Below are 16804 nucleotides of genomic sequence, written 5' to 3' on the forward strand. Positions count from 1 at the left end.
AACTTACAGTTTAAGCCAATGAACGTAGCAATTTTTGGGTATTCTGACGCATGGTTTTTGCTACCATAAAATAACCAATGAATGCCACAAAGCTCGCACCTGCTAACGGTCCTAAAATCCAAATATAAGGGTGTAAACGGCCATCAACACCAAATAGCTGCTGCTGAATAACAAGCAAAGCAACATCGCTCACCAGTGCAGCAACCACGCCAGCTATCGCACCAAGCAATAAAAACTCATACAGTGTCGCAAGTTTAATTAAACTGCCTTTAGCACCGAGAGTTCTTAATATCACGACTTCTTGCATACGCTCAGCAAGACTTGCTTGGACTTGAGAGATAAGCACAAGTGCCCCACTAAACAACACAATCATAAGCACAAAGCCAATCGCTAATGACACTTGAGATATCATCGATTGTGCCTGTTGAATACGATTTTTAATATCAATCATGCTGATTGTTGGGTACTGCTGTAAAAGCTTACTAATACCTTTGGTATGTTGCGCTTCAAGTTTAGCTGCACTGAAGTAAGCGACTGGAATTTTACCCGCAAAATTAGGGCTTAAAATCATCACAAAGTTTGGCTTAAGCGTGCCCCAGTCTACGGTTCTGAAACTGGTTACCGTTGCTGTGAATTTTTGCTCATTAATTAAAAACTCAATTTCGTCACCCAGTTTTAAATCAAGACGCTCTTTCCAGCCATCGAATACAGAGACTTCTAAGCGCTCTGAGTCGCTAAACCACTCACCCTCTACGATTTCATTACCTTCAGGCACTTCGTCTAACCACGTTAAGTTAGGCTCACGGTTAACCCCTTGACGGGCATTCTCGTCTTGCTCTTCACCTTCTTGTTTAGACACACGACGCGCAAACTCTTCACCATTCACCGCGTTTACACGCGCATTAAATACCGGGAAAAATGCTTCATGCGTGATTTGGTTCTCGTCGAAGTATTGCTTAATCGGCGAGATTTCATCTTCGGCAATATTGATTAAAAACATATTTGGCGCATCTTCTGGCACCTGCATTTGCCAATCTGAGATCATGTCGTTTTTCAGAACCACTAAAAACAACATCAGCTTGATAGCAAGTGCAAAGGTGATCAACTGCACCGCATTGGTGTTTGCGCGTTTTTGCAGTGTTGCAATTGCAAGCGACCAACTCGAGCCAGGGCGAAGACCAAGCTTTCGACCTGCGGCAAAGATTAAGCGCGAAATACCAAACAGCACAGCAATGACAAGTAATGTGGAAGCAAACAACACTAAGGTTGTGATGATTTGACCGCTAAACAGCCACATTAAGACAAAAATTGTCAAAATAGACACGCCAATATGCACTTTACTCAACGCAAGGCTATCGCCTAAATTACGACGTAAAACACGCAGTGGCGGAATATCGAATAAGTCTAATAACGGCTTTAACGAGAACATCAAAGCACATACAAGACCTATGAATACCGCTAATAACCAAGGCTTAACCCCTGCTTCAGGCAATGTAGTATCCATAAAATTGGCCAGATAATCTGCAGCAACACTTTGCAGCACAGAGCCAATAACCAGACCGATTACAATTGAGAATAACGTCACCAAAGTTAAGTGAGTAAGAAAGATTTTGCGCACTGTTGCGCGGCTACCACCTAAGGTTTTCATCATCGCCACAGGGTCGTATTGGCGCTCACAATAACGCTTGGCTGAAACCGCCATCGCCACTGCTGCCAGCATTATCCCAAATAAACCAGCCAATAATAAGAAACGCTCGGCACGAGCTAAATTCTCGCCAAGTGGAGATTGTCTATCTTTGATCCCCTGCCAACTTTGATTCGGTTTTAGTTGCGGTTTTAACCAGGCATAGTAATCAGTTAAAGCTTGCTCAGAGCCCGAAAATAATAAACGGTGGAATACACGGCTGCCCGGCTGTACCGCTTGCGTTCTTTCAATATCAACATAGTTCAGTAAGACGCGCTTGTTACCCGCCAGAGAAAACAAAGGTGCATCAGGTTCACTCATGAGCACTTTAGCAACAGTAAATTCTCCAGCACCAAGCTCAACGGTATCACCCACTTTTAAGCCCATGCTGTAAAACAAGCCTTCACTCAACCATAAAGTACCCGGCTCTGGTGCGCCACGAATAGGGTAACTTTGCCCTTCGAGATTATCTTTTAACTCGACTTTGCCTTTTAGTGGGTAAGCACTAGATACCGCCTTTACAGAGCCAAGCACTAGCTCGTCATTGGCAAACAACATAGAATCGAAAAACAGCATTTCTGCTGTTTCTAAACCAAACTCTTCTGCGGTTTTTTGTACGATTGGTTCAAACTCATGGTTGCTTGAAAGACGGCGATCAGCAGCAATAAAATCTGCGGTTTTTTGCTCTATGTTTAAACCTATACGCTCCGTCACAGATGCCAAACTAAATACTGTCAGCACTGCAAGCGCAATCGCCGCAAAAATAATGCTCAGTTCACCGCGTCGAAATTCTCGAGAGAATAACTTAAACGCTAATTTAACCCACATTCGCAGTCACTCCTTCTCGAATTTGCTCCAACATACCCCCTTCGATATGAATGATACGATCACACTGCTGAGCCAATTGCTCATCATGGGTGACAAGAATAAGCGTTGTGCCATTTTGTTTATTTAAATCGAATAAGAGGTTTTCGATAATATGACCGTTCTTAGTATCTAAATTAGCCGATGGTTCATCTGCAAAAAGAATTTTCGGGGTACCAATAAAGGCTCTTGCGATAGCGACACGCTGCTGCTCACCACCAGACAACTGCGATGGGTAATGGCCTAGACGGTGCTCTAACCCTACTTTTTTAAGTAATTCGACGGCTTGGTCTTTGGCACTGTGATCGCCTGCAAGCTCAGCGGGTAGCATCACATTCTCAAGCGCCGTTAAGCTCTGTACTAGCATGAAGGATTGAAAGACAAAGCCGACTTTTTCGGCGCGAATTCTTGCTCTTTGCTCCTCGTCTAGCTTACTTAATGCTTCACCGTCCAAATGCACATCACCGCTACTGGCAACATCAAGACCGGCCAACAAACTGAGTAAGGTAGACTTACCTGAACCCGACGCGCCAACAATCGCTACTGACTCACCGGGCTTGACAGCAAAATTGATATCACTAAGGATAGTAAGCTCACCTTCAAGGGTGTTTACGCGTTTGCTGAGTCCCTCGACATTTATAATATTCAACTGAGAAAGTACCGACATGTTACGAGAATTCCTTAAGTTAGCTGTATTTCTTGCATTTTTACTTATTTCTTCTACGAGTTTTGCAAAAGACAAGATCATGATCATTGGAGATAGCTTAAGCGCTGGCTACGGGCTTGAACAAGAGCAAGCATGGGTTTATTTGTTACAAAATAAATATAAACAAGAACAAAGCGATATCGAAATCATCAACACCGCCATTAGCGGTCAAACAACCGACAATGCGATTTTGAAAATAGATGCATGGTTACAGGCCCACAAGCCTACTCATGTATTAGTTGAACTAGGCGGAAACGATGGTATCCGCGGTTTTCCAGTTAAAATTCTTCGTAAAAACCTCACCACCCTTATTGAGAAAAGCCAAGAGGCGGGTGCCAAAGTCGCCGTGATGGCCATTCAAATTCCGCCTAATTTAGGTCCTCGTTACACCAAGATGTTTGCAGACACTTATAAAAAGGTCACTGACGCAACAGGCAGCTATCTAATGCCGTATTTTATGGTTGAAATCGCAACAGATAAGTCATTAATGATGCAAGATAACCTTCACCCGAATGCCGAAGCACAACCAATTATTCGTGATTTTATGTATCGAGAGTTCAATACTTGGTTAAAACAGAATTAGTCGCCTATACACCTATCACACATTAAGTACTTTTGTGAGCTAACCAGCGAGATAGAACATTACACAATTTGACTATCTCGACTGGTTTAGCGATGAAATCATCCATCCCGGCTTGAAAACAACTTTCCATATCAGATTTTTGTGTATTCGCTGTTAACGCAACAATAGGTAGGTTTTGCCATTTAGCCTGTTGGCGAATGAGTTTCGTTGTTTCAAGACCATCTAACTTTGGCATCTGCATATCCATTAATACTAAATCAAAGGGCTGTTGCTCGAGGATATCCAAAGCGACTTCACCATCTTGTGCTAGTGCTACTTGTAACCCAACTTTTTCTAACAGCGCTTTGATAACAATTTGATTCACTTGGTTATCTTCGACTAGCAGAATATTTGCATTAAGATTAGGCAAGCTGTTCTCTAGAGGTTCTTCCGGCACTTCTAAAGATTCTGATGCAGCTACGCAAACGGGTATTGTAAAAGTGACCTTTGTTCCCTTTCCTCGCTCAGATTCGAGTCGTATATTGCCTTCAAGCAAATTTACTATTTGTTTGCAAAGGCTAAGCCCAAGACCTGTCCCACCAAACTGTCTAGAGCGGCTCTCATCAACTTGCGAAAACGGCTCAAAGACTTGTTGCTGATCACCGTTATCAATCCCAATACCTGTATCTTCAACACAAATTGATAAGTAAGAAACGCCTTCTTGTAGGTCAACATCAATATGAATAAAGATATGACCTGACTTGGTAAATTTAATGCTGTTGCCTATCAAATTCACTAATACCTGCTCGAAACGGATTTTATCTGTTTCAATGAAATCGGGCACCTCTTTCCCCCAACAAGCCCTAAATTGAATACACTCTTTATCAACCATAGGCGAGAGCATATTGATAACATGCTCTACAGAACCTTTAATAGAAAAAACCGCATATTCAACCTTTTCTCTTCCCGCCTCTAACTTAGCTATATTAAGAATATTATTGATAATTTCGAGTAAATGTTCGCTCGACTTTATGCCTATATCTAAATATTCTTGTTGCTTACAATTCAAAGGCCCCTCTAACTTAAGTAGATTTAACGTACCGAGGATCCCATTCATCGGGGTCCGAATTTCATGACTCATATTCGCCAAAAATCGGGATTTCACATTCAGCGCATCTTGCGCTTGATCAATCGCTTTTTGTAACTCTTCAGTGCGACTATCTACTCTGCGTTCAAGCTCAGTGTTACGCAAAAAAACTTGCTCTTTCATTACCATAAAAGCACGTGCTAGTTGCCCAATTTCGTCCCTACCTTTGGTATTAACTTTAAAATCATAATTTCCCTTAGAGATGCACTTAGCAGCATTAATAAGTGAATTAATTGGTTGGTAAAAACGGGTTGATAACCACCTGGAAAGAAATATAAGAGCCAAAATCAACGTACATAAGATCCCCCAAAGCTGCATTTGCAAAGCTCTAACAGGCGCAAAAATGACTTCATTGGGTAATACCACTGCAATGGAATATCCCGTACTGGGAATTGGCGAGTAAAAATATTGCTTACCTTGCGCAGTTATCTCTCTAACGCCGCTATGACCAGCGAGCATATGAAACCCAACTTCCTGAAGCTGAAGGTCTGATTCTTGAGTAATTTTCTTGCGAATACTGATCTTCTCACCAATATCATTAAGTACCCATTTGTTATTTTGTGATTTTAATTGGATCACTTTTTCAGGCTCCCAATGGTACATATAAATGCCAGTTTTTGAGACCAATAAAAACTTTGCTTCAGACCAAAAAGAACGCATGACCTCACTTTGTACCTGCTCTACTAATCGGTCTACCTCTTGCCATGGCACAGCTCCACCTAGCAAGCCGATCAAATTAGAATTTTCATCAAAGATAGTGCTAGCAATCACTATTTGCCTAACGCCTGTAGTATAAGAAATCATAGGTTCAGACACATAATTAACGGTGCTTTTTGTATCATTATTGCCAATGGTTGTTTGCCAGTAATCTCTCTTAGTGATTGTTTTCGGTTGGGCTGTAGGTGATTTATCATCAAATGTTCTTAGCAAGCCTTGGTATGGGTTCCCGCCTTCCGTGTTGTAAAAATTGCCTTCGAGCGTACCTACTATAAATTTTTCAAACGAATGAGTTTGCCGAAACTTTTCTGCAATTAAATATGAACGCATCGATGCAAAATCCATAGACTTCACTCGTGGATCTTGCGACATCAAAGCAACTTCAGCCACTTTTTCGACAAAATACTGTTCAAATACTGCCGCCACATTTTGAGACTTAGCTTGCGCAGCATCTAAACTAAAACGCCGAGCTTGCTGACTACTGTGGGAAATAACCACCACAAATACAACCAATAGTGGCAGTAAAGATGATAAGAAGAATACTAAGGTCAAACGAGCTTTTAATCTCATACAAAAAGCAAATGAATACAACTCTCTTTTAACTGTAGACTAGGAATAATGGAATAACTTAAAAAAGCTTACTTTTATTCGTTTGTAATAAACGTCTCTCTTAGAAAAAAACAATACAAAAGAATTAATTAATAGAGTTAAGAATAATCATTTATCAGTTTATTAACCCACATCAAAAAATCACAGCCTAACCAATGCTAATTTTCACTTAGATTATTTGTGAGAAGTAGCTCGTTATGACTTTAACTCGGTCGTTTGTAGTTTTAATGTCTGTTTTATTTTTTAACCTGTCATTTGCCAAAGAGCCAATTACACCCATTGTGACGCCTTCCCATTTAAATAAAGAAAAAATAGCTTTGGGTAAAGCCCTGTTTTTTGACGAACGCCTCTCTAAAAATAATGAAATTAGCTGCGCAAGCTGCCACCAGCTTACGACTAATGGCGCTGATAACAAGGCGTTGTCTGATGGCGTAGATGGCCAGAAAACCACAGCTAAAACACCTACTGTTTACAATGCGGTCTTTAACATTCGACAGACTTGGAGTGGCGCGCGAATTGATTTATTTGATCAAGTCGATGCACCAATTACGAATCCGAAGGAGCATGGCACGACTTGGGCTAAGGTCATCGCAAAGCTGTCGGCAGATAAAGCGCTCGCGGCAAAGTTCAAGCGAATCTATCACTCCCCCATCAGTCAACAAAACATTCAACATGCCATTGCTGAATTTGAGCAATCTCTAGTGACGACTAATTCACCTTTTGATCGTTGGTTACAAGGCGATCAGAACGCCATTGATAGTAAAACGAAGCATGGTTATCAACTATTTAAGCGTTATGGCTGCATTAGCTGCCACCAAGGTAGAAATGTCGGTGGCAACATGTTTTCAAAAATTGGCCATTTTGGTGATTACTTTCAAGACCGTGGCGGTGAAATCACAGAAACCGATTTAGGTCGCTATATGGTGACAAAGAATCCTTATGATAAACATGTTTTTAAGGTTCCAAGCCTCAGGCTAAGCAGTTTACAAACACATTTTTTCCACGACGGCAGTCAAAACGATCTCAGTGATGCCATTCGAGTAATGGCCAAATATCAATTGGGCCGTGCTATACCTGAACAAGATATTCAATCAATTCGTGCTTTTTTAACTAGCCTAGTCGGTCAGCATCCGGAATTAACGAGTCCTTATGAAGCAGAGTAATTTTTTAAGTAAGATAATTAACTCAGCCATATTTTTTATGCTGATTTGGGTCGCTTATGCACTAATCAGTAGTGCGCAGGATGACAATAAAGCGCATCAAAACAGGGTTCAGTTTTTATTCTCAAGTAATGCCGTTGATGCACAGCTCAATCAGTTTGCGTTAAAAATCATTGCCGCAGATATGCCGGAATATGATGAACTTGTCACGCTGACGCAAAAACTTGATAGCCTTAAATCACTTGTTAACTCTCAACACTCGCCTTTTGCAGCGACAACATCAGACTTGCAGCAAAAAATATCTCATTACTTTGCACTCATTGATGACAAAATGCTGCAACTAGAGCGCATAAAAACGGCTGCCTCTTTGATGCGCAACACCTTACTTTACTTACCTCAGTTAAATAAAGAGTTACAACTCCAAGGCAGCAAAGACGCAGTGATTGCCCAGCAGTTATATAGCGATGTGTTGTCGTATAACTTTTATGCTGATGAAGTAAAACTGGCCGAAATACAAAGCAAACTAGAAGTTATTGGCGATAGAGAGCAAAGCCCATTAATTAAAAACTTAAAACAACACTTACAGGTTCAGCTAGTACAACAACACGATTTAAAAAACCTGTATAACGCCTTTGTCGCAACCCCCAGTAAACCCGCTTTTAACGCACTCAATAGTAGCTACAATCAGTATCACTTAGAGAAACTTCAAAACAGCAAAGAAAATCGTCAACTGACTTTAATACTCAGTGCTGCACTGTTACTCGCTCTGATCATTATTTACAGGCGTTTAAACCATGCTCGATTTAGTGCCTTTCGATCTGGCAAGTTACTCAAAGAGGCGCTCACGTCCATTGAAGAAGGATTTGCGCTGTTTGATAAAAATAACCAGTTGGTGCTTTCGAACACAAGTTGGTTTAATCATCATGAGATAGACCCTGACAATGCCCCAAAAACACTTGAAAAATGGCAAGCATTACAAAGCAACCAACTGATCAATCAAATTGAATCACATAATCAAACTCTACATTGCAGCTTAGCTGGCAAATGGATCAGAACCACATTAAACAAAGCGCATGATGGCGCAATGGCTTGCGTAAGTGTCGATGTCACCTCATTTAAACACGCTGAAGCGACCTTAAAAAAGTGGGGCCATGCCATAGAGCAAAGCCCAGTATCTATCGTTATTACCGACACCCGTGGCAAAATTGAATATGTGAACCCAAAATTTGAACGCATTACGGGTTATCAATTAGAAGAAGTGCAAGGCAAAACCCCAAGGATCTTAAGATCACAAGTGACCACCACTGACTACAGAGCGCTTTGGCTAGAGTTAAAAGAAAAAGGGCAATGGCGCGGTGAATTCCATAACCAGAAAAAAAATGGCGAACACTATTGGGAGCAAGCAAGGATCTCAGCGATAAAAGACCAACAAGGCGAGGTCACACACTATATTGCTGTGAAAGAAGACATCACCGAGCAAAAGCGCGCCCACGCCAAATTAAAAACAGCAGCTGCCGTGTTTAATGCCACCCAAGAAGGGATCATGACCACCAATAGCGAGCTAGAGATCACAGCCATTAACCCAGCTTTCACACGCATCACGGGTTACAGTGCAGCCGATGTTTTAGGCAAAAAACCGTCAATACTCAGCTCAGGTAAACACGATAAAACTTTTTACGAGAAAATGTGGCAGACCCTCAACGATCAAGATCAATGGGCCTCTGAGATTTGGAATAGGCGAAAAGATGGTTCGCTATATCCAGAGTGGCTTTCGATCAGCGCAGTGCGTGATGAAGACGGTCATATTCAACAATACATTGCGGTGATTTCTGATATCACTGAGCGTAAAACACAAGAAGAAAAAATCCAGTACCAAGCCTACTACGATGCGTTAACAGGCCTGCCTAATCGCAGCTTACTGCTAGAGCGTATTTCACAGAGTTTGCTGTATAGCGAACGCTATAAACAACTGAGCGCTTTATTATTTATCGATTTAGACCGCTTCAAACGTATCAACGATACCATGGGCCATGAAGCTGGTGATGCGCTGTTAATTGAGGTGTCAGCACGATTAACTCAAATCGTACGTAAAAGTGATACAGTGTCACGATTTGGTGGCGACGAGTTTGTTATCTTACTCAATAACATCGCATCAATAGAGCACTGTACGACCGTGGCGCAAAAGATTATCAGTGAGCTATCTAAACCCTTTATGATCCATGGGTTTGAAATTTTCTCAGGGGCTAGTATCGGGATCACTTTGCTGCCTGAAGACGCAGACAATGCCAAAGAGTTACTCAGGCTGGCTGATTTAGCCATGTACAAAGCCAAAGAAAACGGCCGTAACCAGTTCCACTTTTTCGCAAAAAGCATGCAGCAGCAAGTTAATCGCCGTGTTGAATTAGAGCACAAGCTCCGTAATGCCATTAAGAATCAAGAGTTAAGCCTTTTCTATCAACCAATTGTCGACACCCAAAGTGCATCTTTGTATGGTGTTGAAGCGCTGATGCGCTGGCAACTGAGTGATGGTAGCTTTATTTCTCCGGCAGAATTTATTCCTGTAGCTGAAGAAAGCGGGCTCATCAGTGAAATGGGCGAGTGGCTCATAAAACAAGCTTGCTCAGATATTCAATCACTGAATTTAAATTGTAACTGCCAGTGTATGCTGTCGGTTAATGTCTCTAGTCAACAATATCGCTTAGGGTTTAATGCTGAAATACTCTCAATGATTCTCAAAGATACGCAATTTAATGCTAGCTTATTAAATTTAGAAATAACCGAAAGTATCTTACTGGATAACGACCAAGCTGTGATGAATTGGCTACAAGACTTAAGAGCCACGGGGGCACAGCTTGCTATTGACGACTTTGGCACTGGTTATTCATCGCTTAGCTATCTTCGCCGCTTCCCGATAAACACCATCAAAATCGACCGCAGTTTCATTTCAGATTTGACTGCCAGTGAAGACTCCGCTGTTCTGGTTAAAGCGATTGTCTCAATGGCTGACAGTTTAAACCTTAAAGTCATTGCCGAAGGGGTCGAAAACAAGGTGCAATTGAAGAGCCTTAACGACTTAGGCGGGCAATACGTACAGGGTTACTTTTACGCTAAGCCGCTGCCGATAGAAGCGCTACAAACTTGGGTAAATGAACACATTTGTCGTTTTTGTTGCAAGAAAAGTAAGTTAACAGAAAGTACAAGTGATTTTGTAATATAAATAACTAAAGATAGATAAGTTGAATTTGAAAAAACAGATAAAGTAGGAAAAAGCAAAGCAGTAAAAGTGACTTTACTACTTTGCTAGTCACATTTTTTAAGGACAGGGGCCCTCAAAAGAAAACAATAGATTTCCGTTTAAGTCGTAATATGTGTGTTTACATGTATCCCTTTGCAAGCTCCCTCCACCTCTAGAGTTGAGAGGTATATTACGCCAACTTGGCGCAGCGCCACTTCCTGGGTTACTGCCAGATGATACCGTCTTTTGGAACTGTCTATCTATAGCATCAGCTAAACAAGGTGAGATGTCACTTGCTTTGAGTGCTCCAATGGAGGAGCCACTGTTTTTAATTAGATGCAATGGAATCCCACCTACATGAGAAAGCCTCTCGTCAGTGCTTACATCTATTGAGCCCTCAACCATTTCAAGCTTAAACACCACATTATTTCTGGCTGCACCTCCAAGGTGCCATGAATGACTTATCGTAAAGTCAGTGATCACATTCTTAGTTTCATCAAAATACTCGACCGTTCCATCTACCCCAAAACCATCTAAAGCAACTTGAAAGTTTGCACCTATTATACGAGTACCTTGGAACGAATTTTTAAAATTACCATCATTACTGGCTTTATCATTCGCATGCATCATTATATTACTCATCGCGATAAGGTTATGAGCTAGTTCCATAGCCTGACTTTCTGGACTATTAGAACAGTCTGTAGCCATAAGCAATATATCATTTTCGACTCTTTGCTGATTAAACATCGAAAATGAGTTACGAGATTGTTTTTTTATAAGAGAATTAAGGTCAAAGTTAGCTCTAAGATCACGAGTGACATTAGTCATAATCTTATAGCCATTTCCGGTGTTACTCAGCATCCACTTTATTTGAGCTGGGATTTGCTGCATTTCTCTGATTTCAACAGACATCTCATGAAAAGGCCGACCTTGATTGGTATAACCAATGTGGAAGCCATAAAACTGTTCTTGATGGAGATCATAAACCACTAACTTAGTTGTTGATGATCGGCACTGCTGCTCATCCGATGTACCTACAGACTCAACAAAACACTCAAGCTCTGGCTGATATTTATAACGCCTTGCAATTGACTTTGCTTCAGTGTAGCTACAGTCATCACAAATAACTGATTCATAGTTAATACGGGCATGTGCTTTATCAAAAAAGCAAAAAAGTAAGACTAGAAAGTAGATTGGTAATTTCATTAATATATCCTTATATCACAATAAAAAAACAACAAAAAACCAACAAAGTCACCACAAAAAACTATTCAGCAACTAACATGTTAGTAAAGTAAGTTGGTTTAGATGATCATTTAGAATTGAGATATTCAAGCATGACTAGCAATCCAGCGCTTTTTTAGGTGTTTGCTTACAAAACACATAGGCTTAGTTTGCTTCGAGCAATGCAAACTCACTCGCCCTCGAGCGCTGACATAATAAAATGCTAATTGCTTAAAATGGACAGATAAATGCTGCGCCTGCTGCAACGAGCAAGGAACAAATATGCTTAACTCGCGATAGCTCATATCCTTATTACCGCCCCACAACCTTTTGTAAGCAACGTTTTGGTCGCGGAGGTAACGCATCGCCGATCTTTCGAGCCGTTTATTATGCGCCAAAGTTAAATTCTGCCCATGAGGGTTCCATACGCTGATGATCGCGCCAGCTCTATAACTTGTTATTGTCTGACAAGGCATAACTCGACAAGTACTTTGAAAGTAACTGTGCTGATAAATTTGCCAGAGTGTTTCTTCGATCATGCAGTTTCCTTAAACGAGTTAACTTGAGCCCTAGTTAACTACTCAGTTTAGCTAACTGACTAATATAGTGAGGAAAAAAGCTAACTTTTCGCTAAATTGAAAATCACGCTTTACACGAAAACTTACAATTCATTACAAATCAAACACTTGCAAATTGGTCACTATATTGCTTTAACTATAATAACAAAAAAGCACATGTAGGAATTAAGATGCTAAAAACCCTTTTACCTTTAAGCGCAGCGATTTTATTAAGTGGCTGTATTGTTCATGTTAAAAATGGCCCGGGCAGCGCACCTAAGTATTTTGATAATCAACAACTCACTCTAAGTGCCGCAAACCTAAAACTATTAGAAACAGAAGCAGGCGCTGGTAATTTATCAATTGTTGGTAGTGACAGCGCCACTGACATTACCGTAGATGCAGAGATTTTTGCTTATAGCGCTGATGACTTCACACTCACACTTGAAAACAAAGGTAGCAAAGCCGAGCTGGTTGCGAGAGCAAGTAATTCAAATAATTGGCAAGTAAATAGCCCAGGACCTAAAATTAATCTAACGATTACAGTACCAAGTAACTTGGGTCTGATCATTGACGACGGCTCTGGCAGTATTGATATCAAACAAGTGAATGGTGACATTGAAATTGACGATGGTTCTGGCAGCATAGAAATCTCAGGTGGTAAGCATATCGAGATTGAAGATGGCTCAGGCAGCATTACCGTAAACAACACTCAGGGCGACCTAAAAGTTGATGATGGCAGCGGCGATATTTATGCTAATGAAGTGTTAGGCACAGTCACCATTGACGACGGCTCAGGCAGTATCAGTGTAAATGGTGCTGGCGCTTTAGTCATTGAAGACTCAGGTTCAGGCGGTTTGCAAATCAAGAACATCAAGGGCAAAGTTGAGATTGACGAGTAACCAATAAACTTAGCACCAGCTCTCTTGTACCAATCCTCTTAATTAAGTGAGCTGTTTTGAGGGTTGGTTGAATAGTCTGGCCATCAGTCGCATTGACTGATGGCGCAATAACAAACAATTAAATATATCAGCGATACAAGGAGCAAGCATGGAAGTTATCATTGAAGTACGCCAAAAATCAGTTTCAATAAAGCAAATCTTAATGGTGGTTATATCTATTATTTGTATGGCATTAACCGCTTACATTACATCGTTGTTTATGGCTGACTTTGATAGATTTAACCTGCAAGCAAATGAAAAGCTCGCATTTGTGATCGGCAGTACCCTTGCACTACCATTAGCAAGTTTAATTATCTCGCAATTATTAATTGAATATCGTGGCCTAAAAAATGCGATTAAAGCTGTATTTTATTCTTCGGTACTGGTTTTAGCAGCTCAAACCCCAGTTGTATTTCAACTTATCAGTCAGGTTTAGCACTTTTTGTAGACAGTGTAGCAAAGTGAATATCACTTCGTTGTTGCTGCCTGTTCAGTTAAATAGCTCAATTTGGTTTTTAAGCAATCCATTAATGTTTCGGCTCTTTTTTCAGAGTCAGACTCAACATAACAGCGCATTTCAGGTGCATTGCCTGAAATGCGAAAATGCACTATGTCTTTGTTGCTCAGCATAAATCGAGTACCGTCAGTATTATCAAACTCCATAACACGATATGTAATATCCCATTCTGCAAGTAAACGTTCTGTATCGCTTTGTAGCGCCTTTAAGAAAGCAAGCCCAACATGAGAAGGCACATGTTCTACTTTGCCACTGGCAGTATAACGTTTTGGTAAACCCGACATCATTTTAGATATTGGCTGCTTAGCTAATTGAGCTAAAACAACTAAAATAGGTAATAAGGCATCTCGGGTTGGCAGCGCAGATAATAACTTACCGTCTTCATCAATATCGCTTGCAAGTAAATACCCGCCGTTTGCTTCAAATCCAGCTACTTTTTTGTGCTGCTTTTGTAATTGTACAAATGCCTCAATAACAAACGGAGAGCCTATCTTTGTTCTCGCCACTTGCTGAAAACAACCACTCAACTCAATCGCTGAATTGCAATTAATGGGCACGCTTAGAGCTTCTATTTTTAAAAATTGACTAACCATTAAGCCGAGTACATCGCCTCTAAGCCAATTACCAAACTCATCTGCCACAAGTGGTCTGTCGCCATCACCATCAGTAGAAATAATGGCATCTAGATTGAGTTCACTAGCCCAAATTTGGGCCGTTTGCTGATCTTTTTTACTTACCGCTTCGGTGTCGATTGGCACAAAGGTGTCGCTTCTGCCAAGCTCAACAACGGTTGCACCCAATTGCTGGAGTAATCTGAGGTATAGATCTCGACCTGCACTTGAATGGGTATAAACGCCTATTCGCTTATCTGTTAAATTCAGCTCAGAAAAGTAATTTAAATAACGATTGATATAGGTATTTGTCGCTGACTCACACTCAATTAACTCTGGAACCCTCAGTTCATCAGGAAGCTCTATGTATTGACTTAAAATACCTTGCTCATCAAACTTGCTGATCTCGCCTTCTGGGTAATAAAACTTCAAACCATTTCGGTCAAATGGAATATGACTGCCTGTTACCATGATACACGCCTCCCCTCTCTGCATTGCGGCATAGGCCAAAGCAGGTGTAGGTAAGACCCCATGAAATTTATAATCTAGACCCAATGCTATTAGACCCGCAGCAACACCTTGGGCCATCGCGTAGCTACTCGGACGATTATCAATACCAATGGCGACACACCGGTTGTCATCGCTTAATTTACCGCAACGTTTACCATGTTCAATAAAAGCCACTGCGAACGCAACACACACATTTTGCGAAAAATCTTCAACTAAACCACGCGCCCCACTGGTGCCAAACTTAATGGAAGTATTTTGAATTAGCTTTGAGACATTCACTTTTTATGGTGCCTATTAATAATTTTTCTATTGAGAAATCGCGCCTTACTCACGCCCATAATCATCTTCAAAACGAACAATATCACTCTCATCTAAATAGCTACCCGACTGAACTTCTATCAGCTCTAAAGCTGTTTTACCTGGGTTTTCAAGGCTATGAACGGCTGTAATAGGTATATATACAGACTGGTTTTCGGTCACATACTGAACTTTGTTATCTATTGTAACTTTGGCTGTGCCACTTACTACCACCCAATGCTCTGCCCTATGATGATGCATTTGCATTGATAAACGTGCACCTGGATTTACTGTGATCCGCTTCACTAAAAAGCGCTCACCTTCGTCAATGGCATCAAACTTTCCCCAAGGACGGAAGACTTCACGGTGTTGATGAATCTCAGCTCGAGATTTTTGTTCTAGCTGAGCAACCACTTGTTTTATCGCTTGAGTATTATTCTTATCTGCTATTAACACTGCATCTTTGGTTTGTACTACCACCACGTCTTTTACACCAACCGTGGCTAATAGTTTACTTTCACTCAGTAACAGGCTGCCTTGCGTGTCAATTGCGATCACATCACCAGCAATTGCATTTTGCTCATCATCTTTATCAAGTAACTGCCAAAGCGCATCGAAACTCCCTACATCGCTCCATTTAGCTGCCATGGGGATCATCACCACAGCATCATTTTGTTGTGCAGTTAAAGGCTCCATGATCGCATAATCTATTGAATTACTTGGGCAAGCTAGAAAGGCTGAGGCATCTACACGCGTAAAATCTAAATCATCTTGTTGCTTTTGCATGGCGTTAAAACAAGCTTCAAATATGTCATGGTTAAAACGCTTTAGAGTGTCTAAATATACATGAGCTTTAAACATGAAAATACCGCTATTCCATACAAACTGGCCTGATTCAACATACCCCTTTGCGGTTACTTCATCGGGCTTTTCCGTAAATTGGTTAACTGTAAAGCCCCTTTCCAAAGGCTGGCCTTTCTGGATGTAACCATAGCCAGTATGCGCAGAGGTAGGTTCGATACCAAAGGTGACTAACTTCCCCTCTCCCGCACTCTCTGTGGCCAGTGTTATCGAATTTAAAAACAGTTCAACATCGCCAATATCATGATCGGCAGGCATCACTAATAAAGTCGCATCAGGATTTGTCTCTAATGCTTTAAATGCTGCCAATGCAATCGCGGGCGCTGTATTGCGCCCCTCAGGCTCTAAGATAATAGGAAAGTGTGGTATCTCACTTAATCGAACTTGCTCAGCGGTTAAAAATCTATGTGCTTCGTTACAAATAATAATCGCGGGGTCATGTTCGAGGCCTTTTAATCTCAGCAAAGTTTGTTGCAATAAAGACCGCTCGCCAGTCAGAGGAAGAAATTGCTTTGGATAATGAGTGCGAGACAAAGGCCACAAACGGGTGCCTGAGCCACCAGCAATAACAACGGGTACGATCATAGTATGGATTTGGCTTT

General features: G+C 41.1%; 12 protein-coding genes. 5 read left to right on the plus strand and 7 right to left on the minus strand.

Annotated elements, in window-relative coordinates:
* Positions 1–10: 10 nt before the first annotated feature.
* Together AAEU28_RS09805 and AAEU28_RS09810 are read right to left on the minus strand one after the other, a co-directional pair.
* Entirely contained in the window at positions 11–2512 is a 2502-nt protein-coding gene (locus tag AAEU28_RS09805) for an ABC transporter permease (RefSeq protein ID WP_421963946.1), read from the minus strand.
* Positions 2502–3215 carry an ABC transporter ATP-binding protein gene (locus AAEU28_RS09810; RefSeq protein ID WP_421963947.1) on the minus strand — a complete coding sequence of 238 codons (714 nt, stop codon included), beginning with the start codon at positions 3213–3215 and terminating at the stop codon, positions 2502–2504. The genes AAEU28_RS09805 and AAEU28_RS09810 overlap by 11 nt, the downstream gene beginning before the upstream one ends.
* Here AAEU28_RS09810 and AAEU28_RS09815 point away from each other — a divergent pair.
* Entirely contained in the window at positions 3214–3837 is a 624-nt protein-coding gene (locus AAEU28_RS09815; protein WP_421963948.1) for an arylesterase, read from the plus strand. The two genes, AAEU28_RS09810 and AAEU28_RS09815, sit on opposite strands and share 2 nt — an antisense overlap.
* Positions 3838–3859: 22 nt before the next feature.
* Here the strand turns inward: AAEU28_RS09815 and AAEU28_RS09820 are convergent, their stop codons facing one another.
* Entirely contained in the window at positions 3860–6250 is a 2391-nt protein-coding gene (locus AAEU28_RS09820) for an ATP-binding protein (protein WP_421963949.1), read from the minus strand.
* A gap of 266 nt (positions 6251–6516) precedes the next feature.
* Here AAEU28_RS09820 and AAEU28_RS09825 point away from each other — a divergent pair, with 266 nt between their 5' ends.
* Both AAEU28_RS09825 and AAEU28_RS09830 read left to right on the plus strand, forming a co-directional pair.
* On the plus strand, positions 6517–7452 hold the full coding sequence (locus AAEU28_RS09825; RefSeq protein WP_421963950.1) for a cytochrome-c peroxidase: 936 nt from the start codon (positions 6517–6519) through the stop codon (positions 7450–7452).
* Positions 7439–10666, plus strand: a complete 3228-nt coding sequence (locus tag AAEU28_RS09830; RefSeq protein ID WP_421963951.1) for an EAL domain-containing protein — start codon at positions 7439–7441, stop codon at positions 10664–10666. The genes AAEU28_RS09825 and AAEU28_RS09830 overlap by 14 nt, the downstream gene beginning before the upstream one ends.
* A gap of 96 nt (positions 10667–10762) precedes the next feature.
* Here AAEU28_RS09830 and AAEU28_RS09835 read toward each other — a convergent pair whose 3' ends face one another.
* Entirely contained in the window at positions 10763–11890 is a 1128-nt protein-coding gene (locus AAEU28_RS09835) for a hypothetical protein (protein WP_421963952.1), read from the minus strand.
* Between the two features lie 125 nt (positions 11891–12015).
* The gene (locus AAEU28_RS09840; protein ID WP_421963953.1) at positions 12016–12447 is read right to left on the minus strand and encodes a DUF3293 domain-containing protein; all 432 of its coding nucleotides are present in this window, start codon (positions 12445–12447) and stop codon (positions 12016–12018) included.
* A gap of 209 nt (positions 12448–12656) precedes the next feature.
* On the opposite strand from AAEU28_RS09840, the gene AAEU28_RS09845 reads away from it, so the two are divergent.
* Together AAEU28_RS09845 and AAEU28_RS09850 are read left to right on the plus strand one after the other, a co-directional pair.
* On the plus strand, positions 12657–13367 hold the full coding sequence (locus AAEU28_RS09845) for a hypothetical protein (RefSeq protein WP_421963954.1): 711 nt from the start codon (positions 12657–12659) through the stop codon (positions 13365–13367).
* 148 nt (positions 13368–13515) lie between these two features.
* Positions 13516–13842 carry a hypothetical protein gene (locus tag AAEU28_RS09850; RefSeq protein ID WP_421963955.1) on the plus strand — a complete coding sequence of 109 codons (327 nt, stop codon included), beginning with the start codon at positions 13516–13518 and terminating at the stop codon, positions 13840–13842.
* Between the two features lie 32 nt (positions 13843–13874).
* Here the strand turns inward: AAEU28_RS09850 and AAEU28_RS09855 are convergent, their stop codons facing one another.
* Both AAEU28_RS09855 and AAEU28_RS09860 read right to left on the minus strand, forming a co-directional pair.
* On the minus strand, positions 13875–15323 hold the full coding sequence (locus AAEU28_RS09855) for a phosphomannomutase (protein ID WP_421963956.1): 1449 nt from the start codon (positions 15321–15323) through the stop codon (positions 13875–13877).
* Positions 15324–15368: 45 nt separating this feature from the next.
* Complete coding sequence (locus AAEU28_RS09860; protein WP_421963957.1) at positions 15369–16787, minus strand: mannose-1-phosphate guanylyltransferase/mannose-6-phosphate isomerase; 1419 nt, start codon at positions 16785–16787, stop codon at positions 15369–15371.
* Positions 16788–16804: the final 17 nt, after the last annotated feature.

The organism is Pseudoalteromonas sp. SS15, from assembly GCF_049257195.1.
Classification (GTDB): Bacteria; Pseudomonadota; Gammaproteobacteria; order Enterobacterales; family Alteromonadaceae; genus Pseudoalteromonas.

What these genes read in the sequence shown, in the direction of transcription:
- AAEU28_RS09830 (WP_421963951.1), top strand. Translation starts at nt 7,439, where the DNA reads ATGAAGCAGAGTAATTTTTTAAGTAAGATAATTAACTCAGCCATATTT.
- AAEU28_RS09845 (WP_421963954.1), top strand. Translation starts at nt 12,657, where the DNA reads ATGCTAAAAACCCTTTTACCTTTAAGCGCAGCGATTTTATTAAGTGGC.
- AAEU28_RS09850 (WP_421963955.1), top strand. Translation starts at nt 13,516, where the DNA reads ATGGAAGTTATCATTGAAGTACGCCAAAAATCAGTTTCAATAAAGCAA.
- AAEU28_RS09840 (WP_421963953.1), bottom strand. Translation starts at nt 12,447, where the DNA reads ATGATCGAAGAAACACTCTGGCAAATTTATCAGCACAGTTACTTTCAA.
- AAEU28_RS09835 (WP_421963952.1), bottom strand. Translation starts at nt 11,890, where the DNA reads ATGAAATTACCAATCTACTTTCTAGTCTTACTTTTTTGCTTTTTTGAT.
- AAEU28_RS09815 (WP_421963948.1), top strand. Translation starts at nt 3,214, where the DNA reads ATGTTACGAGAATTCCTTAAGTTAGCTGTATTTCTTGCATTTTTACTT.
- AAEU28_RS09810 (WP_421963947.1), bottom strand. Translation starts at nt 3,215, where the DNA reads ATGTCGGTACTTTCTCAGTTGAATATTATAAATGTCGAGGGACTCAGC.
- AAEU28_RS09860 (WP_421963957.1), bottom strand. Translation starts at nt 16,787, where the DNA reads ATGATCGTACCCGTTGTTATTGCTGGTGGCTCAGGCACCCGTTTGTGG.
- AAEU28_RS09805 (WP_421963946.1), bottom strand. Translation starts at nt 2,512, where the DNA reads ATGTGGGTTAAATTAGCGTTTAAGTTATTCTCTCGAGAATTTCGACGC.
- AAEU28_RS09825 (WP_421963950.1), top strand. Translation starts at nt 6,517, where the DNA reads ATGTCTGTTTTATTTTTTAACCTGTCATTTGCCAAAGAGCCAATTACA.
- AAEU28_RS09820 (WP_421963949.1), bottom strand. Translation starts at nt 6,250, where the DNA reads ATGAGATTAAAAGCTCGTTTGACCTTAGTATTCTTCTTATCATCTTTA.